We start from the raw sequence: 25,333 nt of genomic DNA on the forward strand, positions 1-25,333 counted from the left end.
AGGGAGAGTCGGGCAGGCGCCACAACGCTACCGGTGCGCGCCGGAGCCTGTCCAGCGCGCAACGGTTTTTAGGCAGAGGCCGGGCGATCAGGCGAGCTTGCCGCTCATGCCGGCGACCAGCCAATCAGTGGCGCGGATGTCCTTGTCGGAAAGCACCGATCCGGCCGGCACGTGTACCTTGCCGTCCTGGTCCTTGATCTCACCGGCATAGGGGTGGACCTTGCCTGAGCCGATGTCGGCCTCGAGCTGCACCAGCTTGGCCTGCGCCTCGGCCGGGATCTTCTTGTTGAAAGGCGCCAGCTTCACCACGCCGGCCTTGAGCCCATCCCAGCGTTCTTCCGATTTCCATGTGCCGTCGGCGACGCCTTTGGCCGCGCGCACATAGTCGCTCGACCAGTCCATCATGAAAGCGGTGAGATGGAATTCCGGCGCGAATTTGGCAAGGTCGCTGGCATAGCCGATCGACCACGCTCCCTTTTCGCCCGCCACCTGCACGCATGTGCCAGTGTCGGTCATGCCGCAGACCACGTCGCAGCCTTGCGACAGCAGGGCAAGAGCGGCTTCCTTTTCCTTGCCCGGATCATACCAGGAATTGAGGAAGACGACGCTGCAGGTGGCCTTCGGGTTAACGCTCTGCGCACCGAGAAGGATGGCGTTGGCCGGGCCGACGATGTCGGGGATCGGGAAGCCGCCGACGAAGCCGATCTTGCCCGCCTTCGACATGTAGCCTGCTGCTGCGCCGGCCACATAGGCGCCCTCATAATATTTTGCCTCGAACGTGCCGAGATTGGGCAAATGGACGATGCCGGAGCAATGTTCGAAGGCGACCTTGGGGAAGCGCGGTGCCACTTTCTGCATCGGCGTGCCCAGCGAAAAACTGGTGCCGAAGATCAGTCTATTGCCGGCCGACGCAAGCTCGCGGAATACCCGCTCCGCGTCCTGCGGCATGAAGATGTTGTCGATGACGGTGACGGCAACCTTATCACCGAACTCCGCCTTGATGGCGTCGATGCCCAGCGCATGCTGCTTGGCCCAGCCGATTTCAGCGGCAGGCGACGCGTTCACCTGGCCGATCTTGAGCGGTTCGGCTGCCCGCAGGATCGACGGGAAACCGGTGGTACCAAGGGCTGCTCCGATGGCCCCGCCATATCTGAGGAATTGTCGTCTGGTGGTCTTGGTCATGTTCGTTACCCTCTGATTGTGATTTGGTTCCATTTGCGCCCGGGTTCACTGCCGGGTCTCTTCTTCGAGATGGCGATGCGCCGTCAGGGCCGCCGCACCATCTTCCTCCACATTGCGTGACGCCGGCCCGTTCGGTACCGCGCCGACTTTTGCGCTGGCCAGGTATGGTGCCAGTGCCTCGACGGGGCTGGCTTCGGGAAACACCGAATCGTCCATGACAAAGCCGCGAACGATCGACCGGTAATGCGCGTCGATCAGATCCATTGCCTGTTTGACGCGCTTCTTTTCGAGCAGGTCGAGAAGCTTCGAGTGATCGTCGAGCAGGCTGCAATAATCGAAATGGTTGAAATAGAGCGAGCGCAGCAGCATCGTGCGGCGCACGATCTGCGCGTGGATGTCCTGCACGACCTTGTTGCGGCTGGCGCGGATGAGCTGGGTATGGAAATCCGGGCCGAGCGCATCGGCGAGCGCATGGTTGCCGCAATCCATGGCCTGTCGCGTCTGCTCTATCTGCCGATGCAAGGCCGCCCAGTCGCGCGGACCCATCCGCTCGGCCAATTGCGAGGCAACACCCTGTTCGATCAGCGTCAGCGCATCATAGAGCTCGTAGGCCTCCTGCATGCTGGGCTTGGCGACGAAGGCGCCACGGTTGCGAACGATCGAGACAAGCCCGTCGTCGGCGAGCCGGATAAGCGCCTGGCGCACAACGATGCGGCTGACCTTGAAAATCTCGGAAAGCTCGCGCTCGCCAAGCTTGGCGCCGGGAACCAGCCGATGCTCAAGGATTGCCTTGGTCACGATATCGGCGATCGCGCGTGATCGATTGCTCATTGACGATTGCCCGTGGCAAGTGGCCGTTCTACGTTTTTGGCTTCGGTTCCGGAGTTCCAGTAGGGGCGTCGGATACGATAGGTGAAACTGGAACCAAACCGCTTGAATTGTCAACCGATCTGAAAAATTTGAAGATACAAAAAGAAGATATTGATATCCAAAATGGTTTCTGCAAACGTAGCGCGTCGGTCGTTCGGGTATCGAGAATGGCGACGATATGGACGGTCGAGATGAAAGCGCCGACATCATGCGAGAGATGACGTCCATCGATCCGGTGACGCTGAACCTCTGGTATCCGATCGTCGCTATTGGCGACACGAAGCCCTGTGTCGTCGGCGCCACCATGCTTCTCGAACAGCCGATCGGCTTTGCCGTCGACGCGTCCGGGCAAGCGGCTGCCTGGGAGGCGCGGCCGGACCTTCGAGCCGGCGACACCGTTGATGCTTCCAGCATGACCGGTGGCTTGCCCGTCAAGACCGCATACGGCTACCTCTGGACCTCGCTCGGCACCCCGGCCACCGACATCTTTCCGATACCGCAATATGCCGAGCCTGACCGGCGCAACATCGCCGCCGCCTCGATCGGGGTGAACGTATCGGCACCCCGCGCGATCGAGAATTTCCTCGACATGGGCCATTTCCCTTACGTCCATACCGGCATTCTCGGCATCGAGCCACACACCGAGGTGAAGGAATACGACGTCGATATTTCGGTCGATGGCGACGAGATCCTCGCCACACGCTGCCGTTTCTTCCAGCCCATGGCCTCGACCGTCGCACAGGGCGGCGCCGATGTGGAATACATCTACCGCGTGCCGCACCCGTTCTGCTCGGTGCTCTACAAATCGAGCCCGCTCGACGAGAAGCGCATGGACGTCATCGCCATCTTCCTGCAGCCGATGGACCAGGAGCATATCCGGGCGCACATGATGCTCAGCGTTCTCGACGACCAGAACGACGACACCTTCATCCGGCGCTTCCAGTTGATGATCTTCGCCCAGGACAAGCCTATCTTGGAAAACCAGTTCCCCAAGCGCCTACCACTCGATCCGCGCGCGGAAACGCCGATCCGAGCCGACAAGTCGGCCATCGCCTATCGCCGCTGGCTCAGCCAGAAGGGCATCACCTACGGCGTCATTCCGGTTGCCGCCTGACTTCGAACCCGGAGACGGTATTGTGTCCAGTCATCCATGGCATCCGATCGCTGCGTCGCATGACCTGCCGTTCCGCCACGTCTTCCACGGCCAGTTGCTCGGGCGCGAGTTCGCAATATGGCGAGCCGATGATGGCTATATCAACATCTGGGAAAACCGCTGTCTGCATCGCGGCGTGCGGCTGTCGATCGGCGTCAGCGATGGCCGCGAGCTGAAATGCCAGTATCACGGCTGGCGCTACTCGAACCGTACCGCCGGCTGCACCTATATTCCGGCGCATCCCGCCGACGCGCCGGCCCGCACCATCACCAACCGCACCTTTCCGGCCGCGGAACGTTATGGGCTGGTCTGGTCTTCGCTCGAACCCGAAACGCCGGCGCCGCGGATCGCCGCCCTGGAAGCAGAAAACCTTCTCGTCCTGCGCGGCATGCCGCTCAACGCGCCGGTCGAACTGGCGCTCGCGCATCTCGCCAGCTACCGGTTCCAACCGAACGATGCCATCGACGGGGACGAAGCCGTGGTTTCAATCGAGGCAGCGGAGGGTTTCTCGATCGCCCTGCGCGCCCGTTCAGGGTCCGAAGCGACGCTCGCGGTGTTCTTCGTGCAACCAGTCGATTCCAGCCGCTCCGTGATCCGCGGTGTGCTCGACCGCAATGCCGAAGGGATGCTGCGGATCGCCATTCTGCGTCATCACAACGAACGTCTCTCGGCGTTGCGCGACCGCGTCGAGCGGGAGGCGGCGATGGTCCCGGCCGCCCCGCCGATCGTGCCGGTCTATGAAAGCGTGGCGCCGGAACTGGTGGAAATGCCGTCGCTTTCAGCCTCGGGACGTCGGGCGTCGATCACCGTTCAGGTGGCGCGCAAATGGATGACCGCCAACGACATTGCCGGCTTCGAACTACGGCCCCTCCGGGGGCATCTGCCGACCTTCCAGCCCGGCGCCCATATCGATGTGCACCTGCCGAATGGCCAGATCCGGCAATATTCGATCACCAATGCGCCGGGCGAGTCAGGCACCTACACGATCGGCGTGAAGCGGGAGCGAGACTCGAAGGGCGGTTCATCGTGCCTGCATGACACGGTGCGCGAAGGCGATCTGCTGGCGATCTCGGAGCCGCGCAACAACTTTCCGTTGCGGCGCGACGCCGTAAAAACGCTGTTCATTGCCGGCGGTATCGGCATCACTCCACTGATCGCCATGGCGCAAGCACTCGGTCCCATGGGGCTGGCGCACGAACTGCACTATTTTGCACAGAACCAGGCGCAACTGGCCTTTCCCGAACGGTTGGCAACGCTCGGCAATGCGCTTGTCCCGCATCTCGGCCTGACCCCGGAAGCAACCGCGGCCAAGCTCGCTGACCTGCTCGCCACCTACCAGCCAGACGTGCATGTCTATATCTGTGGCCCCGCTCCGATGCTGGAGGCGGCGCGCAGCATCGCCTCGGAAAGAGGCTGGCCGGATACGGCCGTGCATTTCGAATATTTCAAGAATACCAGGACTATCGACGACAGTTCGAGCTTCGAGATCGCGCTGGCGCGTTCCGCGGTCACCCTGCGCGTGCCGGCCGGCAGCACCATCTTGGAGGTGATGCGCGGCAACGGCATCGACATGCCGTCGTCCTGCGAACAAGGCGCCTGCGGAACCTGCATCGCCACGGTTCTTGAAGGCGAACCGGATCACCAGGACGTCTATCTCAACGACGCGGAGAAACGGAGCGGGACAAAGATCATGACCTGCGTGTCGCGAGCCCGTTCGGCGCGCCTCGTGCTCGACCTGTAAGGCCTCGGCATGATCACGCTCTACGACTTCGAACTGTCGGGAAACTGCTACAAATTGCGCCTGCTGATGAGCATGCTTGGCGTCGAATACAAAATCGTTCCGGTCGATTTCTATCCCGGCCGCGAGCACAAATCGGCGGCCTTCCTGAAGCTCAACCCGCTTGGCCAGCTTCCGGTGATCGACGATGACGGGCTGATCTTGCGTGACGCGCAGGCCATTCTCGTCTATCTCGCCGCCAAGTATGATGCGTCGGGAAATTGGTATCCGCGCGATAATCCGGCGCTGCTGGGCGAGATCGGCCAATGGCTGGCCTTTGCCGACGACATCACCGCCACCGCCTCGGCGGCGCGCCTGCATGACGGGTTGTTCTATGATCTCGACGTCGAGGCGTCGCGCGCCGGCGCGCATCGCCTGTTCCGGATTTTCGACGAGCGTCTCTGGTTCGGTGAGCAGGAAGGCCGCGACTGGATCTGCGCCGCCGATCATCCGACCGTCGCCGACATCGCCTGCTTTCCCTACATCCTGCTTTCGGAAGAAGGCGGTATCTCACGGCAGGATTATCCGGCGATCCGCCGCTGGGGAGACCGCGTCAAGCGCGTGCCGGGCTTCATCGTCATGTCAGGCATATTTCCGGCGGGACCGGCCCGCACTGCCTGAGCGGACGGCATCGACGGCAACACCAGCAATTGGGATACGGTATGGCAAACGAAGGCTTCACAGTCGCCTGCAACGCCTTCCATACGCCGCAGCGCGGCCGGTTGGAAATCTTGGAAAACTGCCTGATCAGGGTCGGCGATGATGGGCGGATTCTCGATGTCGTGCGCAGCGACCGCGCCGATCACGCGACGATCCTCCGTTCGGCCGACAACGATGGTACGCTGATCGCGCTTGCTGAAAATCAGTATCTGCTGCCGGGCATGGTCGATCTGCATATTCACGCGCCGCAATGGGCGCAGCTTGGCAAGGCGCTCGACGCGCCGCTAGAGGAGTGGCTCCAGAAATACACCTTCCCGCTCGAAGCGAAGTACGCCGACACCGCGTTTGCTCGGCAGATCTATGGCTCATTGGTAGAGAACCTGCTCGCCAACGGCACTACGACCGCCGTCTATTTCGGCACCATCCATGTCGAGGCGAACCTCGCGCTCGCCGAAATCTGCCTGAAACGCGGCCAGCGCGCGCTGGTCGGCAAGGTCGCCATGGACGATCCGGCGCAGTGCCCGGATTTCTACCGCGATGGCGGCGCATCGGCGGCGGTCGAGGACACCAAGCGCTTCATGCGGCTGCTGGCGGAGATGCAATCCGAAGGGCGCACCCTCGTCCATCCAGCGATAACGCCGCGTTTCGTGCCAAGCTGCACGGATGCGCTGCTTGAAGGGCTCGGCCGCGTCGCGCATGAGACAGGCTGCCATGTGCAGACGCATTGCTGTGAAAGCGACTGGGCCACCGAGCATGTCCAAAACCGTTTCGGTCAGACCGATACGGAAGTCCTGGCGCGGTTCGGGCTGCTCACCGACAAGACCATCCTTGCCCATTCCAACTTCGTCTCTCCCGAAGATGTCGACAGGATCAAGGCCGCCGGGTCCGGCGTCGCGCACTGCCCGCTTTCGAATTTCTACTTCGCCGATGCGGTCTTTCCGTTGCGCGCCGCCCTCGACAAGGGCGTTCATGTCGGCCTGGGCACTGACATTTCGGGCGGCTATTCGCCTTCGCTCTTCGATAGCGCGCGGCTTGCCATGATCGCCGCGCGTGCCCTGAACAGCGGTGTCGATCCGGCGGCGGCACGTGAGGCGCGCGGCGTGCCCGGTTCCCGTATCACCACCGCGGAAGCCTTCTGGCTCGCCACCTCCGGCGGCGGCGAGACGCTCGGCCTGCCTGTTGGCGTCTTCGCGCCCGGCTTCGAATTCGACGCGCTGGTCGTCGACGTAGATGCGCCCGCGTCGAACATATCGCTTTGGCCCTTCGAGAGTGCGGTCGATGTGTTTGACAAGATCGTGCTGAACGCCGGGCGCGCCAATATCGCCGCAGTGTGGGTGGGTGGAAAAATCCGATCCGGCACAACCGCATAGGTCCCCCGTTCGGCGGACTTAGCGTGAATCACCTCACGTTGACGTCGTCGTCGCGCTCTGGCGGCGTCTGGTTCTTGATGCATTCGGCCCACATGTCGTCGGTCACGTTCCCGCTGCTCACCACCCAACGACCTCGCGGCCAGGCGTTGGTGTTGAGGAGTATTTGCGGGTTCCAGCCTTGGATCAATGGTGGTTTGCACGGACGACGGCAAGCGAATCCTGGATGGCGTCCCAGGCTGGCTTCCCGGGGGCGAAACGCGCCCGGAGATAGCGGACGAGGTCGACCAGGTCGCGATCGTCCAGCGCCTTGTCGAAGGCCGGCATCGCCATCACCCCAAAGTCGCCGACATCGCGTCGCAGGGGCGACATTGCCGGCGCGGCCACCCCCTCCAGGATGGCGTGGAGCAGATTGTCCGGCGCTTCGGCATGAAGATTGGTGTTGAGGGCCAGCGACGCGATGGACGACGCTTCCAAATGACAGGTCTCACAAGCACCGGCGAACATGCGCGCACCGCGAGGAAATGCGGCTGCCGCAGCGGGCGCGGCTAGATCTGCAGCGGCGATTGAACTCCCTGCCGACGAGCCGGCGGGAGACGTTTCGCCACCGACGTTGAAACCGGCGAGATAGACCGCCATCGCCCTGATGTCCGCGTCGGGAAGCGGTGCCAGCGAGTCTACCACGTGGGCCATTGGTCCCGCCGCCGCGCCATGCTGGGCGGAATGGCCGGTACGCAGATAGTCATAAAATGCCAGTTCGCTCCACGCGATCGGAGCGAAGGATTTTGCCGTCAGCGCATGTGCGTGCCAGCCGTCGGCGAACCCGCCGGCAAGATGTATCGACCCCTTGACCTCTCCGCCGATGGCATTGCGCGGCGAATGACAGGCGCTGCAATGGCCAAGGCCTTCCACCAGTTCCGCCCCCCGGTTCCAGGCCGCACTTCGGATCGGATCAGACGGTGCCGGCGATGACGATAGGAAAAGCGCGTTCCACCCGGCCATCAGTGGCCGCATGCCGAAGGGAAACCGCAGCTGCGTTTCCGGTGCTTTGGCCGTCACGGCTGGCTGAGCCATGAGATAGGCATAGAGCGCCTGGAGATCCGCCTCGCTCGCCTTGGCAAAGGATGTGTAGGGATGCGCCGGATAGAGATGATGTCCATCGCGCGCAACACCCTGGCGCATCGCTCTAGCGAATGCCGGATAGGACCAGGCGCCGATGCCGGCCGCTTCATCCGGCGTGATGTTGGTGGCATAGACAGTACCGAAGGGGGTTTCGAGCGCCCTGCCCCCAGCAAATGGCGTGCCGTCGGCGCCGACATGGCAGACATTGCAGGCGCCGACCGCCGCCGCCTGCCGGCCGCGATCGATCGTGGCGGATGAAAAGACGTCGGGCTGCGGACGCGCCACCGGGGCGATCGCGGCATTGAACGGAAAAATCCCCGCACCGAGGGCCACGGCGCCAGAAAAGGCGCCGGCGAGCGGCCATGAGAATCTCAGGCGCGACCGCCTGGATCGCCTATTCTCGTTCGATACCAGCGGAGTCGGCAGCGGATTCAAAGCAGCGCGCACCCGTTCCGGCGTCAACGGCAGTTCGCGAAAGCGCACGCCGGTGGCGTCGAACACCGCGTTGGCAATGGCCGCCGCACTCGGCACCGAGGCGGACTCGCCGGCGCCCAGCGGCGGCTCGTCGGGGCGTGGAATCATCAGCACGTCGATGTCCGGCACCTCGGGAAAGCCGATGATCGGATAGGCGCCCCACTCAAGGCTGGCGACAGCGGTGGATGAGAAATTGACCTCTTCCTTGAGAACCCGGCTGGTCGACTGGATGACGTTGCCATGAATCTGGTGGCGAACGCCGTCGGGGTTGATTACCGCGCCGGTATCCTGGCCGCAGATGACTTTGGTCACCGCGATTTCGCCCGTCACCTTGTTCACCGCCACGTCGGCGACCCACGCCGCCCACGAGGCCGCCTTGCCCGGGAAAGGACCATGGACATAAACGGCGTAGGCAAAGCCGCGTCCATACAGAATATCGCCCTCGCGGCCATGCGTGCCCGGTTGGGTATGCGGCTTCCATCCGGCACGCTCGGCTACGGCTCGTACCATGTCGATCGCCCGCGGATCGGTGAGATAACGCAGCCGATATTCGACCGGATCGACCTTGGCCGCTGTAGCCAACTCGTCGATAAAGGATTCGTGCGCAAAGCTGTTTGGCAGTGCCGAAACGCCGCGAAACCACGAGGCGCGAGCCAGCGTCGGCATATCATGGACGGTAACCCGCAGGTTTCCGAACGCGTAGGGAGGCACCGCTGTGCGATCGCCCATCAGGGCGACCTCCGCGACCGGCGAAACCTTTCCGGTCAGGATCAGAGGCAGGGTCGGCGCCAGATTGGACGGGTAACGCGTTTCAAAGTCATAGGCCGCCGGACCACCCTCCTCGTCCAAGCCACCGCGGACGTCGATGACCTGCGCGGCACCCTTTGGCTCCCACGCGTGTTCCTGCTCCCGGGTAAGCTGGACGCGTACTGGCTGGCCGACGGCCCGGGACAACAGGGCAGCGTCAGCAGTTACGTCGTCGGCGCAGTTGCGTCCGTAGCATCCGGCAGCTTCCAGCCGTTCGACAACGATCCGCTCTTCCGGCATGTCGAGAAGTTTTGCCAGGTCGGCGCGCATCGGAAATGGGTTCTGCGTGCCGGACCAGACGGTCAGGCCGTCGTCGCGCCAGTCGGCAACCGCGCAGGAAGGTCCGATCGAGCCGTGCATCTGGTAGGGCCATACATAGGTCCGTTCCATAGGCGTCGCCGTCGCGCCGAGCGCGCGTTCGACATCGCCGTCGTCGGCAAGCTTGCGGGTCGTCGAGCGATTGTTGCGAAGCGCCGCCTCGGGAGCATTGAGGTCGGGGACGACGGGTGCGGCGCGCCATTGCACCTTGAGCCGCTGCATCGCCTCGATGGCGTGCTCTTCGCGCATCGCCACGACGCCGACGAAATCGCCGATTATCACGACCGTCACCAACCCCGGCACGTCGGCCACCGATGCCTCGTCGACGGCGATCAGGCTCGCGCCTACATGCCCCCCTGAATCGAAGCCAGCGTAGGGCGGCCGGACGACGCGGCCATGCAGCATACCTGGTAGGCGCACGTCATGGACGTAGATGAAAACCCCGGTAGCCTTGGCCGGAATGTCGGCGCGTGCCTGCGGCCGGCCCACGATACGGTACTGCGCGGCTGGCTTCAGGGGCGCGTGCGGGTCGATGGCAAGTCGCGTGTTGGCGCCGGCGATGAGATCGCCAAAGGAGACGAAAAGATTCTCTTCCGTATCCGCCGGTCGGATCACGCCGTCCTCGACGATCAGCTCCGGCGCCGACATGCCGAGCCGCGCGGCGGCCAGCTTGAGGAGATGTGCGCGGGCGGTCGCGGCTGCGGCGCGCAGCGGCATGGCGGTGACCTGGATGGTTTCGCTGGCGATGGTCGCGCCCTGATCCGGGGCCGCAGACGTCGAGCCGAGAACCATGCGTACGCTTTCGAACGGAACGTCCAATTCCTCGGCGACGATTTGGGCCAAGGCCGTGCGTATGCCGGTGCCGAGATCGACGTGGCCGTTGAAGGCGGTCACGGAGCCGTCCGCGCCGAGCGCGAGGAAGAGTTCGCCATCTTGGCCGGCGACGGGGCTCGGTCGCAGAACCAGGAGCGCCTCGCTGTCGCGTAGATAGGCGGTGGCAGGCCGGTCGCGCGGGCTGCTCATCAAACTTGCTCCGAAGTAACGTCAGCGGTCACTTGCGCGGTGGCGCTGGCTGCCGCGCGCACGGCGGCGAGGATTTCCAGATGGGTGCCGCAGCGGCACAAATGATGCCGCAACGCAGCCCGGATCGCGGTCTCGTCTGGCCGCGGATCGCGCCTGAGCAAGGCGACAGTGGCAATGATCATGCCGTTCAGGCAGTAGCCACATTGGGCGGCATTGTTGGCAATGAACGCGGCCTGCACGAGATTGGGGTGATCCGCGGTACCCAGCCCCTCCAGGGTGGTGATCGACCGATCGGCGACCGCGCCGATCGGAACCGCGCACGACCGGACGGTGGTGTCGCCGACGAGAACGGCGCAGGCACCGCATTCGGCCAGGCCGCAGCCATATTTCGGACCGTTCAGGCTGAGGTCATTGCGTAGCACCTGAAGAAGGGTCGTTGTTGATGGGAGGGAGAGTTCAACATCCCGCCCATTCACTCGGAGCGCGATCAAAGCATCCACTCCAGCCTCCGCAAAACTCGGGATGCCGGAAGATCGGTATGCTTCACTCGTTCGTGTCGGCGTCCTCTCCGAGGAGGCGCAGCGTGTGGAGAAGTGCCATGCGCTCGGCCGGGTTGAGGTGCTTCATTGTCAGCTCGGTGATCTCCAGCGCATGCGGCACCGTGCGCTCCAGCAATTGCAGGCCGGCCGCGGTGATGGAGACAATCACCTTGCGCGCATCTGCGGGATCCTTCGAAAACGCGATCAGGCCGCGATCCTTCAACCTGTCGACGATTCCGCGGATCGTGCCCTGGTCGACACTTGTTGCCTTCACGAGTTCGCTCTGCGACTGGGGTCCGCTCTCCTTCAACGCGCAGAGCGTTGAGAATTGAACTGCCGTTAGTTGCGGGTCGCCGGCATTCGCCTGGAAGATGGCGAGATGGCGCTGATAGGCGCGCCGGAGCAGGTAGCCGACCTGGTCCGAGAAGACATAGCGATCCGCGCCTTCCATGCGATCCTCTTCGTCCGACTGGCGCCCCGACATCTTGCGTCCCAACGCGGAACATTGACGCCCGAGGCATGCATAAAACGTTGGCATCGCGCAAGGCAAGATAGCGTCCCTGGCTTTCGGGCCTGCATTTCTGACGCCAGACCAGCGGCTGCGATTGATATCCCCAGAAGGCGGTCTGAGACCGGCCCTTTCTCGCCCTTGGCGGTGTGGCGCAACGCGCATTCGAACACATGAAGGGGTTCACCAAAAAGAGTGTATACTCTATAATATCTGTTTTCCATGCCATGTCAAAGCTTAGCTTGCCTCGCCCCGAAATTAGCCAATTTGTGCGAAATATGGCCAACTCGTGTACGCTAACTGGTGATTTGCCGGCATGGTTATGGCCATTGACATTTAGAGTGTGTACTCTATAAAAAGACCAACTGGCTGTCGAAACCCATTGGGAGGTCATCAGGTCCATGCCAATAAAGACGCAGATCGCGGTCATAGGTGCCGGGCTTGGAGGGGCTGCGGCGGCGGCACTTCTTCAGCAGGCCGGCCTTCGTGTCGACGTTTTCGAACAGGCGCCGGCCTTTGCGCGCATCGGTGCGGGCATCCACATGGGCCCGAACGTCATGAAGGTGTTCCGCCAACTCGGGATGGAAGACGCTGTCGTCGCCATGGGCTCCAAGCCCGATTTCTGGTTCAGCCGTGACGGGCGCTCTGGCGACTATCTTTCCCGGATCCGGCTCGGCGCGTTCGCCGAGAAGGAATATGGCGCTCCTTATGTCACCGTCCATCGCGGTGATCTGGCCGCGCTTCAAGTCTCGCTGCTGCGGCCGGAAAACCTGCACTTCGGCAAGCGGCTGGACGCGGTGACGGACAATGGCGCCGGCGTCGAGCTCAGCTTCGCCGACGGCACTCGAGTCACGGCCGACATCGTTATCGGCGCCGACGGCATCAATTCGAAGGTCCGTGAAGCTCTGCTCGGCGAGGAGAAGCCGAACTACAGCGGCTGGGTCGCCCACCGGGCGGTGATTTCGTCCGATAAGCTGAGCCGCTACGGCCTCGACTTCGAAGATTGCGTGAAATGGTGGTTCGAGGACCGCCACATGATGGTCTACCACACCACCGCGGACCGCAGCGAATACTACTACGTCACCGGCGTTCCCCATCCGGCCTGGGACTTCGATGGAGCGTTCGTGCCGTCCAGTCGCGAAGAAATGCGGCAAGCTTTCGCCGGCTGCCATCCGGTGGTGGACTCGCTGATCGACGCGAGCGACGAGGTTACCAAATGGCCGCTGCTAAACCGCAAACCACTGCCGGTCTGGAGCGAGGGGCGGATGGTGTTGCTCGGCGATGCCTGCCATCCGATGAAGCCGCATATGGCGCAGGGTGCGGCCATGGCGATCGAGGACGCGGCCATGCTGGCGCGATGTCTCGGCGAGACCGGGACCGGCAACTACGCATCGGCCTTCGCCCTCTACGAGGCAAACCGCAGGGATCGCGCCTCGCGCGTGCAGGCGGTTTCCAACGCCAACACCTGGCTGCGCAGCCAGGAAGACCCGGCCTGGGTGTTCGGCTACGACGTCTATGAGACGCCGCTGCAGAGCAGCGAGGCGGCGCAGTGAGCGCGGCAACGGTCACAGGCGCAAATGTCGCAGCCAACGGCATCCGCCAGCACTACCTGCATTATCTCGGCGCGGGAGCGCCGTTGGTGCTGGTGCCGGGCATCACCAGCCCGGCAGTGACCTGGGGCTTTGTCGCCGAAAGGGTTGCTCGTGAATTCGATGTTTACGTCCTCGATGTGCGCGGCCGCGGCTTGTCGCAATCCGGCCCGGACCTCGACTACCGCCTCGACAGCATGGCCGACGACCTCTCGGGCTTCATCGCAGCGCTTGGTCTTTCCGGCGTGACGGTGCTCGGCCATTCGATGGGCGCGCGCATCGCGGTCCGCGCGGCGACGCGCAACCCGGCCGGTATGGCACGGCTGCTGCTGGTCGACCCGCCCGTCTCGGGTCCGGGCCGGCGCCCCTACCCTTCGAAGCTTGCCTGGTATGTGGATTCGATACGACAGGCGGAAAGGGGCATGGACGCCGATGCGATGCGCACCTTCTGCCCGACCTGGAGCCGTGAGCAACTCGCGCTGCGGGCAGAATGGCTGCACACCTGCTTTGAGCCCGCCATCGTGACGGCCTTCGAAGGCTTTCATACCGACGACATCCATCGCGATCTGCCCGGCCTTCCGGTCCCCGCCGGCCTGATGGTGGCGACGCGCGGCGGCGTCATCGAACCTGCCGACGAGGCGGAAATCCATTCCCTCAACCCAGGCATCAGCATAGAGCGCGTGCCCGATGCCGGACACATGATCCCCTGGGACAATCTCGAAGGGTTTCTGGCCGCGGCTGACCGGCTGCTCGGAACCGCTCTGGCAGCGAGGAAAGCAGCATGACCACGAAACCGTTCCGGATCGGCCAAATCGTGCCGAGTTCCAATACGACCATGGAAACCGAGATTCCAGCGATGCTTTTGGCGCGCCAAGGCATACGGCCCGAGCGTTTCACCTTCCATTCGAGCCGCATGCGCATGAAGACGGTGAGCAAAGACGAGTTGGCTGCCATGGACGGTGAGTCGGACCGCTGCGCCGCCGAACTTTCGGATGCCCGCGTCGATGTGCTCGGCTACGCCTGTCTGGTCGCCATCATGGCGATGGGGCTCGGCTACCATCGCGAGTCGGAGGCGCGGCTGCGCGCCCGAACACAGGAGAATGGAACTGACATTCCCGTCGTCACCAGCGCCGGCGCCCTGATCGATGGGCTCAAGGTGCTGCAGGCCAAGCGCATTGCCGTCGTGGCGCCCTATATGCGGCCGCTGACTGAACTCGTGGTCAACTACATCCGCGAGGAGGGTTTCGAAGTCGTCGACTGGCGCGCGCTTGAGATCCCCGACAACCTCGACGTGGCGCGCCACGATCCGGAAAACCTGCCCGGCATCGTTGCCGGCATGAACCTCGAAGGCGTCGACGTGGTCGTACTGTCAGCCTGCGTGCAGATGCCGTCGCTGCCGGTCATCGCTAAGGTCGAAGCTCTTACCGGAAAACCCGTGCTGACGGCGGCGGTCGCAACCACCTACGGCCTGCTGAAGTCGCTCGGACTTGAGCCAATTGTCCCCGGCGCTGGCGCGCTGCTTTCCGGCGCGTACTGAGGGAGGCCGCCATGACGCAACCGGCAATTCCCATAGAGGCCGAAACGCAGGCGGCGGCCGACAACTACAGCGGCGTCTGGGGCCACCGCATCGGCTTCGGGCGCAGGCCGGCGCTGCTGGTGATCGACTTCATGAAGGCCTATACGACACCCGGCGCACCACTGTTCGCGCAGGGCGTGGTGGAGGCCGTCGCGCGCACGCCCGAGCTGCTGGCAGCGGCGCGCCAGGCCGGCGTGCCGGTGATCCATACCAACATCCTCTACCGGGCGCCGAACTGCGCCGATGGCGGGATCTGGGTGAAGAAGGCGCCGGTGATGGCCGCGTTGGTCCCCGGTAGTCCGCTGGCCGAATTCTGCGACGGCATCGAACCGTTGCCTGGCGAACTGGTCATCACCAAGCAGTATGCCAGCGCCTTCTTCGGCACCAGCCTGGCGTCGATGCTGCACGCCGATGGCATCGACACGGTCATACTCGCCGGCTGCTCGACCAGCGGCTGCATCCGGGCAAGCGCCGTGGACGCGGTCCAGCACGGCTTCCGAACCATCGTGGTCAGGGATTGCGTTGGCGACCGGCACGCCGGGCCGCATGAAGCCAACCTATTCGACATCGATGCCAAATATGGCGACGTCGTCGGCCTGGAGGAGGCGCTGGAAGAAATCGGGCGCGCCGGCCGGCGAAGGGCGACCGAGCAGAATGCATGACCGAACCTCATAACCTGGGCCGCGACGCCGCCCGCATTGCAAAGGAGATCGCTGGATGGACCGCAACGTTCTGACTGAAATCTGCCTGCACCAGCTCACGCTCAGCGGCGTGCATGAAGGGGAAAAGGTCATCGTGCTGTCGCAAGGCAGCGAGCGCCTTGACTATGCTGACGCCTTTCTCGCGGCCGGCCAGCGCCTAGGTGCACGCATGTACCATATGCGCCTGCCCGCGCCGCTGCCGGGCAATGGCGCCTGGGCGGTCGGCGAGACCGGCCTGGCGGCCAATCCTGAGGCGGTCGAAGCGCTGAAGCAGGCCGACATGGTCGTCGACCTCATCTTCCTTTTGTTCAGCCCGGAGCAGATGGCGATCCAGGCGGCGGGCGCGCGCGTTTTGACGGCGGTCGAACCTGCGCCGCTGCTCGCCCGGCTGCTGCCGACCAAGGAATTGCGCGAGCGCGTGGAGGTCGGCGAGGCGCTTCTGTCGAAGGCGAAGACCATGCGCATCACCTCCCGCCATGGCACCGACGTGGTCTACAAGCTCGGCGTCTATCCGACGGTTGGCGAATACGGCTACACCGACCAGCCCGGGCGCTGGGACCACTGGCCAGCGGCCTTCGTCTTCACCGGCGGCGCCGACGACGGCGTCGACGGCAAGATCGTGCTCGCCCCTGGTGACGTGCTTTTGCCATTCAACACCTATGTCCGCGAGCCTGTCATCTACACGATCGAAAAGGGCTTCGTTCAGGACATCCGCGGCGGCCTCGAGGCGGAACTGATCAAATCCTACATGGGCGAGTTCAAGGACCCGCGCGGCATGGGCATGAGCCATGTCGGCTGGGGGCTAGACCACCGCGCGCAGTGGCACGGCCTGACGCAGTTTCCGGGCGGCATGGGTATGGAGCTGCGCTCCTTCTATGGCAACGTGATGTTCTCGACGGGCCCGAACAACGAACTCGGCGGTCCCAACGACACCGCCTGCCACCTCGACATTCCGATGCGTGGCTGCAGTCTTTTCCTGGATGACGAGCCGATCGTCGTAGATGGAGACATCGTCATCAAGGAAATGCAGCACCGCCAATAGAGGTGACTGCCGGCACCCGATCAGCCTCAAGGCCTGAGGCTGATCTATGTGCGATATGGAGCATGACTCGTGGTCTGACGGAAGCGGACCGGACGCTTCGAGCAAGGGCGTTCAAATGCGAACTCTCAGTTCGACGCGAGCTTCGTGGTGAGTGACAAATCCAGACTCCATCGCTGCTTCAGAACCGAGTAGAACGCTCTGCCGGCTGAGGCGACTTCAAGCCCTGGCAAGAGCATTCAGGGTTAGCTGGAAATCGTGCCGCGGTCTCCAGCGCCACCCTCGAGGCGGTCATGGAGAGGCTCGGCAATACGTCCTCCTGCAGCAATTGCTGGCGATTGCGGTCCATATAGTCGTTGAAACCTGCCGTCACGAACGCAAGAGGCACAAAACACGCGCCGATCTCGCGCGACAGGGTCGCCTCAGGGGCGATCGAATGATTGAGCACATCCGCTCCCATGCTTCGAAACGCCAAGGCTTCGGCCGGAGTGGTCAGTCGCGGCCCGTAACAGTGGGCAGCCACCAACTGCTGTTCGATGCCATGCACGCGGAATTCGGCTGGCCAGTGACGGCGGGCCGTTTCGACCAGAACCGCCGCACATCTTGGACATACGATCTGCTTGCCCGAGCAGTCGAAGCTCTGGCGGCCGGGAAGCAGTGAAAACGGGGTCTGCGTCAGTTCGATGATATCGGCGTTCACCACCATGTCGCCGGGCTTGATCGCCTTGTTGACGGCGCCAATGGTCGAGCAGGAGAGGACTTGCCTTACACCCGCGTTCATCAAGACCCAGAACGCCCGGCGATGGCAGGAATGGTCGATATGGTCGCGCGGATTGCCGTGCGAATACATGCACAAGGCGCGTTTCGGTTTGCCTTCGGCGGTGATTGATGCATCGAACTCAAGCAGCTTCCAGTTGTCGCTGCGGCCGAAAGGCGTCTCAAAGCTCATGTCTCGCCGCAAGGTGCGCACGCCATCGACTTCGACATCCTCCGGAAAGGCGAGCCCCCAATTTGCGGACCCGGTAATGATCGCCAATCCCACCTGGGGTATGCCTGTTGAGTGATCCGCCAGATCGTCGGCTAGATGATGATTGATAGGCATGTTTTCCAGTCTCGATCAGGGTTTTTGGCGAAGGGTCACGATCAGGACAGCGGCCACGACGATGGCGGTCCACACTGTCGAGATCGCCGCAATGGTCGGATCGATCTGATCGCGCAGCGACAGGAACATGAGCTTCGGCAGGGTGCTGTTTTGGCCACTTGCGATGAAGATCGAAATGACAGACTCGTCGAGCGAAGTCAGGAAGGCCATCAATGTGGCCGTCAACAAACTGATCCAAAGTTGCGGAACGATTATGCCGCCAATGGCTCGCGCCCAGTTTGCACCGAGGCTACGCGCCGCCTGGACCTGGTTCCAGTCAAAGCGGGCGAGAGCGGGCAACAACACAATGCACGCCACCGGAATGGCCAGCACCACATGCCCGACCAGCACGCCGAACAGCGTTCCAACCAGACGTTGCGCCGCCAGAACAAAGAACAGACCGATCGCCAGCAGTATGCCCGGCACAATGGACGGGGTGAGCAGAACGCCCTGAATGGCTACGGCGGCCTTTCCGCCGAGCCTGTTCATCGAGATGCAGGCCAACAGCCCCAGGGGTACCGCGATCAGCGCTGTCAGTGTCCCGAGGATCAGGCTCACCCTGAGCGCGGCCATCCACGTCGCCGAACCAAAGAAATTCTCGTACCAGCGAAACGAGTATGCGCGCGGCGGAAACTCGAGAAGATTGGAGGCCGAAAACGAGAGTGGCACGACCACCAGCGTCGGCAGCATCAAGAACGCCAAGACGAGCGCGGAAAAGCTCCACAGGAGGATGCGGGCCAACCTGTTGTCCGGATAAGCTTCAAGCATGGGGTGTGCCGACCTTGTTGCGCATCAACAGTCGCCTTGCCGTCAGGAACATCACGCCGATCAGGCACATAAGAACGAGAAGCAGAATGCCCAGAACGCTCGCCGAGCCCCAATCCTGAAAGGTCGACAGCGTGCGCTCGATCCGGGTGGAAAGAGGATTTACCTTGCCGCCGCCAAGCACCGCCGGCGTGATGAAAAAACCTATGGTGTAGATGAAGACGATGAGCGAACCCGAGAAGATGCCGCCGGCCGAAAGGGGCAGAACCACAGTGCGGATCACCTGTCCGAGGGTGGCCCCCATGCTCGCCGAAGCACGAACGAGATTTGCGTCGATATCGCGCATGGCGGCATAAACAGGCAGCAAGAACAGCGGCAGCATATAGTGAGCCATGCCGATGAGCGTTCCGGTGAAATTGTAGACAAGCGGCAATGGCTCCGCCGTGAGGCCTGAACCCGTCAACGCCGCGTTGATCAAGCCATCGCGGCGCAGGAGCACCAGCCAGCCATACGTACGCACCAGGATAGAGGTCCACAATGGCAGCATGACGAAGGCCATCAGCACGTTGGCCACCCTTGGTCTGGCGCTGGCCAGAGCAAGCGCCAGGGGGATACCAAGAAGAATGCAGATCGCCAGTGTGCCAAACGAAAGCTCAAGGGTTGTGAGGAGTGCCGACCATGTCAGTCCACTCGAAAGCACCTTCTCGTAATTGCCGACGGTATACTCGCCCCCCGTGGTCAGGAAGGATTGGCGGATGATCCAGACGATGGGCAGTATCGCCGCCAGCCCAACGATGAACAGCGCCGGCAGCGAAAGCGAGAGGAAGAACCGGCGCTCACGCCGCGCGTCCGCCGCGAGCCCGGGATCCATGGTAACGGTCACGGTCACGCTCCTGCTCCCGGTAGCGCATGTACCTTCTCCGCTGGCGCATACGCGGTCACCCGCTGGCCGGTGACAAGTTCGGCGCAGCCGGCGGCCAGCGTTGCCGGAATACTGGCAAGAACCTCTTGACCACCGTCAAGCGCCAGAGTGAGAAGCCAGTTTTCGCCGCGAAATGCCTTGGCGCGCAACGTTCCCTCGAGCGCCACGCCGTCTTGCCCGACCAGCTTCGCATCCATATGGAAGCTTTCCGCGCGGATCACCAGGGTCTCGCGTGACGCGTCAGCGCCGCCGATTTTGCGCACTGCACCCGGCGCCATGATGTTGGCCTCGCCCATGAATTCCGCGACGAAGCGGGTCGATGGACGATCGTAAATTCGCTGCGGCGGGTCGATTTGCTCGATGCGGCCGGAATTCATCACCGCGACCCGGTCGGACATGGTCAACGCTTCGCGCTGGTCGTGCGTTACATAGATCGTGGTGACCCCCAGATCATCGTGAAGCCGCCGGATCTCATGCTGCATGGTCTCGCGCAGATTCTTGTCGAGCGCCGACAGCGGCTCGTCCATCAACATCACGCGCGGTTCGAAGACAATGGCCCGCGCCAGCGCCACCCTCTGGCGCTGGCCACCGGACAGGGCGGCAATGTTGCGCTCAGACAGACCTTCCAGTTTCACGCGAGCCAAGGCGCCGAGGGCCCGCTGACGGGCTTCGGCTTTCGGTGTCTTGCGCAGCGCCAACGGATACTCGACATTGGCCAGGACGTTCATATGGGGAAACAGCGCATAGTTCTGGAACACTATGCCGATGTCGCGCTTGTTGGGGGCCAGGCGGGTGATGTCCCGATCCCCCAGCAGGAGTTTACCTCGATCGGGCCGGACAAAACCAGCCAGGGCCATGAGCATCGTGGTCTTGCCCGATCCGGAAGGCCCCAAAAGGGTGAGGAACTCGCCAGCGCGAATGTCGAGCGAGACATCGTCCAGCGCGACGAAGGACCCGTAGGCCTTGCGCACGCTGTCGATGGTGATCGGGAACGACTTCATCACAGACTCCAGCGAGACCGAATTCACTTTTCGGGATCATGCTCCAGGCTGACGAATCGGGCCTTAGCGGTTCATCATTTCATCGAAGGCCTTTTGAGCGACCTCGCCGTTCTTGAGCCACCAGTCGGCATTCGAGTACACCGACGTGCCAGCGTTTTCAGGCGCGGTCGCCAGGGTCTTCAGGCGGTCTTTCGGGATGAGGCCCCCCTCATACGCGGCGGGGTTGACCGGGCCGTATGCAATGAAATCGGTCAGCTTCGCCACGCGCGCGGGCTGAGTCATGGCGGCGATGAGCTTCATGGCCGCTTCCTTGTTCGGCGCTCCCTTCGGCACCCCAAGGCAGTCCGTGCCGACGACGGAACCCTTGAACGTGTAGTCGGCCGCGCCGCCATCTGCTTTCACCGTCTGCGCTCGTCCGTTCCATGTGACGACCAGATCAGCCTCGCCGTCCTTCAGCAATTGCGCGGATTGGGCTCCCGAGGTCCACCAGACCGAGACATTCGGCTTGATCGCTTCGAGCCGCTTGATGGCGCGCTCCAGGCCGTCCGGCGTGCTGAGCGTGGGATAGACGTCCGCCGGCGCCACGCCATCGGAGAGCAGCGCGATTTCGATCAAGTCCTGCGCATTGGCGCGCAGCGCTCGCCGGCCCGGGAATTTGGCGGCGTCCCAGAATTCCGCCCAGGTCTTCGGCGGGTTTTCGCCATAGGTCTTGGTGCTCCATGACATCACGGTGCCATAGGAGTCGAATGGATAGCAGTAGTCGGACTTTGCGCCGGCCGGCACGGATTTGGGATCGATGATCTTGTAGTCGAGCGGCTCCAGCAGCGACTGCGCGGCAGCCTGCGCGCCTTCCGGCGAGCCGAGGTGGATGATGTCCGTGGTGACCGCACCTGCGGTAACCTGCATCTTCAGAGCGGCCAGGCCGTCGCTCTGTGTCTCCTCGCGGACCTCATAACCCAGCTCTTTTGCAGCGGGTGCCCACATAGCCTCCTTAATGGCGTTGCCATAGTCCCCGCCTGCCGTCGTGATGGTGACTGTTTGGGCAGAGGCGGGCATTGCAGCCGAGACTGCGATTGCCGTCAGAAAAACGCGTGGTAGCCAGGACATGTGTTCTCCTCTCAGGGTCGTGCGATGTTATTTATGTCGATCTTTTTTGCAATCGTAACGTTACGATTGCCTCGAAAGAGTTAAGAGTCAAGTGGTATTCGAGCAGGTTTTGGTTTGCCGTGAGTCCGGATTTGACCGCTGGGTCGAATCCGGTAACGTTACGATGCCAAGCAAATCAGCCGGCGTTTTCGCAAACAAAGTCGGGCGACATGGCCAATCTGAAACAGATCGCGGCGGAACTTTCCCTTTCGGTGACCACCGTGTCGCGCGCACTGAAAGATGGCCCGGAAGTGCATCCCTTGACCATCGCGCGCGTCAAGGAGGTGGCGGCGCGGGTCGGCTATGTACCGGATCATCACGGCCGCGCGCTCAGAACCGGACGGACCCTGACGCTGACGGCAGTGCTCCCGATGGAGACAATCGAACACCTGTCCGATCTGGCAAAGCTTCCTCTGATCGAAGGCATGACGCTGGCGGCGCGGCAAGCGGGTTATAGTCTGTCGATCTATTCCACCACGCCCGACGACGATCCCGTCGCAAGTGTAGAGCAACTGCTCCTGGCGCGCAGTGCAGACGGCCTGATCATCACGCGCATGGTCTCGGGCGATCCTCGCGTCAAGCTGCTGCTCGATCGAGGCATACCGTTCGTCGCGTTTGGAAGAACCGATCTGGACATCGCCTATCCCTATGTCGACATCGACAATGAGCAGATCGCCTACGATGCCGCCCGGCGGCTTCTAGACAAAGGATGCCGACGCGTTGCCCTGCAACTCCTCGTGCCGAAGGATCAGGCGAGCGCCATGCGCCTTTCAGGCTATGGAAAGGCCATGGCCGAAGCAGGCATTCCAGTCGACCAATCGCTGATCGGCCACGGCACATTCACGATGGAATCCAGCGCGGACTGGTTCGATCGCCTGCTGGGGTCGTCAGATCCGCCAACTGGCTTGGCGTGCGCCAACGAACTGGGCCTTCTCGGGGCATTGCACGTTCTTGGCAAAAGAGGTCTTGTGCCGGGGAGCGACGTCCACATTGTCAGTCGTGACAGCACGCGGCTGGCACGCTTTCTGCCGGCGAGAATTGACGTTCATTCCGTCGACATGACCGGGGTCGGACGTATGCTCGTCGAAGTGCTCGAGAGGCGGATCACAAATCCGGTCGGACCGGTGGAGAAAATCTTGTTCAAAGGTCAATTCGACCCTGGGGAATAGTCAGACCGGAAGAGGTCGAACTTGAGACAGGACGCGTCAAGGGCAAGGTCGCCATCAAGGTCAAATAGTAACCTCCAGCGTAGGGCTCGTGCTGACGTTCACAACAAGGGAGGGCACGCGCGCCAGAAATTCGATGCCTCTTCAAATTTTTCCTCAAACCGGATCCAATGTCCCTATTTGTCTCATAAGCAAACGCAATTCGGGCGGAGGCACGACCCAGAAAGTTCGAAAAGCTTCCAGGAACCCCAGGCAAACTGGACGCCGCAGCGGACAATGAGGCTCACGGATATCCCAGCGAACATCCGCATTGGAGCGGTCAATATCTTCGGCAGAAGAGCGTCCGAGAAGGGCTGTCGGTGGCTCCGTCGTGGGAACGAAAAAAGAAGAGAAGCAGAACTTTCGTGTGCGATTTTTGCACACAGCATCTCGTAACTAACTGATTATATTTAGGTATCTGCCCCATCCATCATAGGTGCAATGGCAACTTTGTGTCCTAACATACTAATTTCATTATCTTTTTTATGCCTCAGTCCGTCCAATACCTCGTTGGATTGACTGAGCAATTTGGAAAAAAGCGCGCAGCCGAACGTAACCGAATTTACGATTATGCCGACGCAAACTGAAGGCCATTTAGCATATCACGCCGCTCACTGCACACGGGGTGCACACGAAAGCCGGTTGACCCTTGCCTTGAGCGGCATCAATTGGTGGGAGGTGATTTCGACACCAGAGAAGCCGATCCCATGAACGCGTGCGCTGCGCCTATGGTCCTGCGGAGAGACGATGGCGCATCCCAGCGCCATCTCCCAAAAGCCAAGGCTCAGAAAAACCCCAGCGCTTTGGTCGAGTAGCTGACCAGTAGATTCTTTGTCTGCTGATAGTGGTCGAGCATCATCTTGTGGTTTTCCCGCCCGAAACCGGAAGCCTTGTAGCCCCCGAAGGCGGCATGGGCGGGATAGGCGTGATAGCAATTGGTCCACACCCGCCCGGCCTGGATGCCGCGCCCTACCCTGTAGGCGTCGTTACCATTGCGCGACCAGACGCCGGCGCCCAGACCGTAAACGGTATCATTGCCGATGCGGATCGCATCTTCGACGGTCTTGAACGTCGTGACCGACAGGACCGGACCGAAAATCTCCTCTTGAAATATCCGCATGCTGTTGTCGCCGGTGAACACGGTCGGCTTCAGGAAGTAGCCCTTGTCCAGGTCGCCACCGAGATGGGCGCGCTCGCCGCCAGTCAGGCATTTGGCGCCCTCCTGCTTGCCGATCTCGATATAGTCCAGGATCTTGGTCAACTGATCCTCGGAGGCTTGCGCACCCATCTGCGTCGCGGCATCGAGCGGATCGCCGACCTTGATCTTTGCGACGCGGGCCACCGCGCGCTCCATGAATTTGTCGAAGATCGATTCCTGGACGAGCGCCCGCGAAGGGCAGGTGCAGACCTCGCCCTTGTTGAAAGCAAAAAGCGCGAAGCCTTCAAGCGCCTTGTCGAGGAATTCGTCGTCGGCATCCATCACGTCAGCCATGAAGATGTTTGGCGACTTGCCGCCCAATTCCATGGTCTGCGGAATCAGGTGCTCGGCCGCATACCCCATGATCTGCCTTCCAGTCGTCGTCTCGCCGGTGAACGACACTTTTGAAATGCGCGGATTGGCGGCGATCGCCCGCCCGACCGACGCACCCGGACCAATGATGACGTTGAGCACGCCGGGCGGCAGGATATCCGCGGTAAGATTGGCGAGGATCAACAGCGTCAGCGGCGTGTTGGAGGCCGGCTTGATCACCGTGCAATTGCCGGCGGCAAGCGCCGGGGCAATCTTCCAGGCCGCCATCAGCAGCGGGAAGTTCCAGGGAATGATCTGGCCGACGACACCCAGCGGCTCCTTGAAGTGATAGGCGACAGTGTCGTCATCAATTGTGGAAATGGAGCCTTCATCGGCACGAATACAACCAGCGAAGTACCGGAAATGATCGATAGCAAGCGGCACGTCGGCACCCCGCGTCTCGCGGATCGGCTTGCCGTTGTCCAGCGTTTCGGCCATCGCCAGCAGCTCGAGATTCTCCTCCATCCGATCGGCGACCTTGTTGAGCAGCCGCGACCGCTCGGCCGGCGACAGGCGCGCCCATCCGTCCTTGGCCTTGTAGGCTGCATCGAGCGCCGCTTCCACGTCCGCAGGCGTCGACTTCGCCACCTCGACGAGGCGTTGGCCGTTGATTGGGCTGTAGTCTGTGAAATACTGCCCGTCCAAAGGCGCGACCCATTTTCCACCGATGAAGTTGCCATAGCGGGCTGGAATATTTCCCTTGGAGCGGACGAGTTCGAGGGCGTGCTGGGACATGGCAATTTCCTTGTCTTGATGCCCGGGAACATTCCAAGGCCACGGAAACCCCAGCTTTATGCCCTGCCCCAAGACGCACATTGATTTCGGTCAAAGCACCTTCCGCCCCAGTGCCTAGTTTGCCTTCATCGACAAAGGAGTTG

21 protein-coding genes are annotated in these 25,333 nt (G+C 62.4%); 10 read left to right on the top strand and 11 right to left on the bottom strand.

Translation table 11 applies throughout. The features are described from left to right. Positions 1–87: 87 nt before the first annotated feature. Together ACFFNA_RS14080 and ACFFNA_RS14085 are read right to left on the bottom strand one after the other, a co-directional pair. On the bottom strand, positions 88–1,182 hold the full coding sequence (locus ACFFNA_RS14080) for a BMP family ABC transporter substrate-binding protein (protein ID WP_258589864.1): 1,095 nt from the start codon (positions 1,180–1,182) through the stop codon (positions 88–90). A gap of 45 nt (positions 1,183–1,227) precedes the next feature. Continuing rightward, positions 1,228–2,013, bottom strand: a complete 786-nt coding sequence (locus ACFFNA_RS14085; protein WP_258589863.1) for a GntR family transcriptional regulator — start codon at positions 2,011–2,013, stop codon at positions 1,228–1,230. Between the two features lie 217 nt (positions 2,014–2,230). Between ACFFNA_RS14085 and ACFFNA_RS14090 the strand changes: the two genes are divergently transcribed. The 4 genes from ACFFNA_RS14090 to guaD are packed head-to-tail and all read left to right on the top strand — an operon-like array spanning position 2,231 to position 7,012. After that, entirely contained in the window at positions 2,231–3,166 is a 936-nt protein-coding gene (locus ACFFNA_RS14090) for an aromatic ring-hydroxylating dioxygenase subunit alpha (RefSeq protein WP_378919080.1), read from the top strand. A gap of 22 nt (positions 3,167–3,188) precedes the next feature. Beyond that, positions 3,189–4,946 (top strand): Rieske 2Fe-2S domain-containing protein, encoded by a 1,758-nt coding sequence (locus ACFFNA_RS14095; RefSeq protein WP_378919082.1) that lies wholly within the window; start codon positions 3,189–3,191, stop codon positions 4,944–4,946. A 9-nt stretch (positions 4,947–4,955) separates the two neighbouring features. Next, positions 4,956–5,603, top strand: coding sequence for a glutathione S-transferase family protein (locus tag ACFFNA_RS14100; protein ID WP_258589862.1), 648 nt, complete (start codon positions 4,956–4,958; stop codon positions 5,601–5,603). A gap of 41 nt (positions 5,604–5,644) precedes the next feature. Continuing rightward, complete coding sequence (gene guaD, locus ACFFNA_RS14105) at positions 5,645–7,012, top strand: guanine deaminase (protein ID WP_378919084.1); 1,368 nt, start codon at positions 5,645–5,647, stop codon at positions 7,010–7,012. 183 nt (positions 7,013–7,195) lie between these two features. Here guaD and ACFFNA_RS14110 read toward each other — a convergent pair whose 3' ends face one another. The 3 genes from ACFFNA_RS14110 to ACFFNA_RS14120 are packed head-to-tail and all read right to left on the bottom strand — an operon-like array spanning position 7,196 to position 11,776. Then, positions 7,196–10,753 carry a molybdopterin cofactor-binding domain-containing protein gene (locus ACFFNA_RS14110; RefSeq protein ID WP_378919086.1) on the bottom strand — a complete coding sequence of 1,186 codons (3,558 nt, stop codon included), beginning with the start codon at positions 10,751–10,753 and terminating at the stop codon, positions 7,196–7,198. After that, positions 10,753–11,253, bottom strand: a complete 501-nt coding sequence (locus ACFFNA_RS14115) for a (2Fe-2S)-binding protein (protein WP_378919088.1) — start codon at positions 11,251–11,253, stop codon at positions 10,753–10,755. The genes ACFFNA_RS14110 and ACFFNA_RS14115 overlap by 1 nt, the downstream gene beginning before the upstream one ends. A 43-nt stretch (positions 11,254–11,296) precedes the next feature. Continuing rightward, positions 11,297–11,776 carry a MarR family winged helix-turn-helix transcriptional regulator gene (locus ACFFNA_RS14120; RefSeq protein WP_378919090.1) on the bottom strand — a complete coding sequence of 160 codons (480 nt, stop codon included), beginning with the start codon at positions 11,774–11,776 and terminating at the stop codon, positions 11,297–11,299. Positions 11,777–12,201: 425 nt separating this feature from the next. Between ACFFNA_RS14120 and ACFFNA_RS14125 the strand changes: the two genes are divergently transcribed. From ACFFNA_RS14125 to ACFFNA_RS14145, 5 genes are read left to right on the top strand one after another with little or no spacing between them, the layout of a single operon-like run. Further along, positions 12,202–13,353: an FAD-dependent monooxygenase gene (locus tag ACFFNA_RS14125; RefSeq protein ID WP_258589858.1), complete on the top strand. Its 1,152-nt coding sequence runs from the start codon at positions 12,202–12,204 to the stop codon at positions 13,351–13,353. Continuing rightward, complete coding sequence (locus ACFFNA_RS14130; protein ID WP_258589857.1) at positions 13,350–14,174, top strand: alpha/beta fold hydrolase; 825 nt, start codon at positions 13,350–13,352, stop codon at positions 14,172–14,174. The genes ACFFNA_RS14125 and ACFFNA_RS14130 overlap by 4 nt, the downstream gene beginning before the upstream one ends. Further along, on the top strand, positions 14,171–14,926 hold the full coding sequence (locus ACFFNA_RS14135) for a maleate cis-trans isomerase family protein (protein WP_378919093.1): 756 nt from the start codon (positions 14,171–14,173) through the stop codon (positions 14,924–14,926). Before ACFFNA_RS14130 ends, ACFFNA_RS14135 begins: the two co-directional genes overlap by 4 nt. 11 nt (positions 14,927–14,937) lie before the next feature. Next, positions 14,938–15,627, top strand: coding sequence for an N-carbamoylsarcosine amidohydrolase (locus ACFFNA_RS14140; RefSeq protein ID WP_378919095.1), 690 nt, complete (start codon positions 14,938–14,940; stop codon positions 15,625–15,627). Positions 15,628–15,682: 55 nt separating this feature from the next. Beyond that, complete coding sequence (locus ACFFNA_RS14145; protein WP_258589855.1) at positions 15,683–16,708, top strand: 2,5-dihydroxypyridine 5,6-dioxygenase NicX family protein; 1,026 nt, start codon at positions 15,683–15,685, stop codon at positions 16,706–16,708. Positions 16,709–16,886: 178 nt separating this feature from the next. Here ACFFNA_RS14145 and ACFFNA_RS14150 read toward each other — a convergent pair whose 3' ends face one another. The 5 genes from ACFFNA_RS14150 to ACFFNA_RS14170 all read right to left on the bottom strand — a co-directional run bounded on the left by ACFFNA_RS14150 (position 16,887) and on the right by ACFFNA_RS14170 (position 21,641). Next, complete coding sequence (locus tag ACFFNA_RS14150) at positions 16,887–17,807, bottom strand: phosphorylase family protein (protein WP_378919097.1); 921 nt, start codon at positions 17,805–17,807, stop codon at positions 16,887–16,889. A gap of 15 nt (positions 17,808–17,822) precedes the next feature. After that, positions 17,823–18,614, bottom strand: coding sequence for an ABC transporter permease (locus ACFFNA_RS14155; RefSeq protein ID WP_258589853.1), 792 nt, complete (start codon positions 18,612–18,614; stop codon positions 17,823–17,825). Next, complete coding sequence (locus ACFFNA_RS14160) at positions 18,607–19,494, bottom strand: ABC transporter permease (RefSeq protein WP_378919181.1); 888 nt, start codon at positions 19,492–19,494, stop codon at positions 18,607–18,609. The genes ACFFNA_RS14155 and ACFFNA_RS14160 overlap by 8 nt, the downstream gene beginning before the upstream one ends. 2 nt (positions 19,495–19,496) lie before the next feature. Beyond that, positions 19,497–20,534, bottom strand: a complete 1,038-nt coding sequence (locus tag ACFFNA_RS14165) for an ABC transporter ATP-binding protein (RefSeq protein ID WP_378919099.1) — start codon at positions 20,532–20,534, stop codon at positions 19,497–19,499. Positions 20,535–20,597: 63 nt separating this feature from the next. Next, positions 20,598–21,641 carry an ABC transporter substrate-binding protein gene (locus ACFFNA_RS14170; protein ID WP_258589851.1) on the bottom strand — a complete coding sequence of 348 codons (1,044 nt, stop codon included), beginning with the start codon at positions 21,639–21,641 and terminating at the stop codon, positions 20,598–20,600. Positions 21,642–21,850: 209 nt separating this feature from the next. Here ACFFNA_RS14170 and ACFFNA_RS14175 point away from each other — a divergent pair, with 209 nt between their 5' ends. Then, positions 21,851–22,849 carry a LacI family DNA-binding transcriptional regulator gene (locus tag ACFFNA_RS14175; RefSeq protein WP_378919101.1) on the top strand — a complete coding sequence of 333 codons (999 nt, stop codon included), beginning with the start codon at positions 21,851–21,853 and terminating at the stop codon, positions 22,847–22,849. An 820-nt stretch (positions 22,850–23,669) separates the two neighbouring features. Here the strand turns inward: ACFFNA_RS14175 and ACFFNA_RS14180 are convergent. Next, positions 23,670–25,190, bottom strand: a complete 1,521-nt coding sequence (locus ACFFNA_RS14180) for an aldehyde dehydrogenase family protein (protein ID WP_378919103.1) — start codon at positions 25,188–25,190, stop codon at positions 23,670–23,672. Positions 25,191–25,333: the final 143 nt, after the last annotated feature.

The sequence above is a fragment of the Mesorhizobium kowhaii genome (assembly GCF_042431665.1).
Lineage (GTDB): Bacteria > Pseudomonadota > Alphaproteobacteria > Rhizobiales > Rhizobiaceae > Mesorhizobium > Mesorhizobium kowhaii.

Coding starts and splice junctions, on each gene's coding strand:
- ACFFNA_RS14155 (WP_258589853.1), bottom strand. CDS start 18,614: ATGCTTGAAGCTTATCCGGACAACAGGTTGGCCCGCATCCTCCTGTGG.
- ACFFNA_RS14170 (WP_258589851.1), bottom strand. CDS start 21,641: ATGTCCTGGCTACCACGCGTTTTTCTGACGGCAATCGCAGTCTCGGCT.
- ACFFNA_RS14145 (WP_258589855.1), top strand. CDS start 15,683: ATGGACCGCAACGTTCTGACTGAAATCTGCCTGCACCAGCTCACGCTC.
- ACFFNA_RS14150 (WP_378919097.1), bottom strand. CDS start 17,807: ATGCCTATCAATCATCATCTAGCCGACGATCTGGCGGATCACTCAACA.
- ACFFNA_RS14090 (WP_378919080.1), top strand. CDS start 2,231: ATGGACGGTCGAGATGAAAGCGCCGACATCATGCGAGAGATGACGTCC.
- ACFFNA_RS14175 (WP_378919101.1), top strand. CDS start 21,851: ATGGCCAATCTGAAACAGATCGCGGCGGAACTTTCCCTTTCGGTGACC.
- ACFFNA_RS14100 (WP_258589862.1), top strand. CDS start 4,956: ATGATCACGCTCTACGACTTCGAACTGTCGGGAAACTGCTACAAATTG.
- guaD (WP_378919084.1), top strand. CDS start 5,645: ATGGCAAACGAAGGCTTCACAGTCGCCTGCAACGCCTTCCATACGCCG.
- ACFFNA_RS14085 (WP_258589863.1), bottom strand. CDS start 2,013: ATGAGCAATCGATCACGCGCGATCGCCGATATCGTGACCAAGGCAATC.
- ACFFNA_RS14125 (WP_258589858.1), top strand. CDS start 12,202: ATGCCAATAAAGACGCAGATCGCGGTCATAGGTGCCGGGCTTGGAGGG.
- ACFFNA_RS14120 (WP_378919090.1), bottom strand. CDS start 11,776: ATGTCGGGGCGCCAGTCGGACGAAGAGGATCGCATGGAAGGCGCGGAT.
- ACFFNA_RS14180 (WP_378919103.1), bottom strand. CDS start 25,190: ATGTCCCAGCACGCCCTCGAACTCGTCCGCTCCAAGGGAAATATTCCA.
- ACFFNA_RS14110 (WP_378919086.1), bottom strand. CDS start 10,753: ATGAGCAGCCCGCGCGACCGGCCTGCCACCGCCTATCTACGCGACAGC.
- ACFFNA_RS14140 (WP_378919095.1), top strand. CDS start 14,938: ATGACGCAACCGGCAATTCCCATAGAGGCCGAAACGCAGGCGGCGGCC.
- ACFFNA_RS14135 (WP_378919093.1), top strand. CDS start 14,171: ATGACCACGAAACCGTTCCGGATCGGCCAAATCGTGCCGAGTTCCAAT.
- ACFFNA_RS14165 (WP_378919099.1), bottom strand. CDS start 20,534: ATGAAGTCGTTCCCGATCACCATCGACAGCGTGCGCAAGGCCTACGGG.
- ACFFNA_RS14080 (WP_258589864.1), bottom strand. CDS start 1,182: ATGACCAAGACCACCAGACGACAATTCCTCAGATATGGCGGGGCCATC.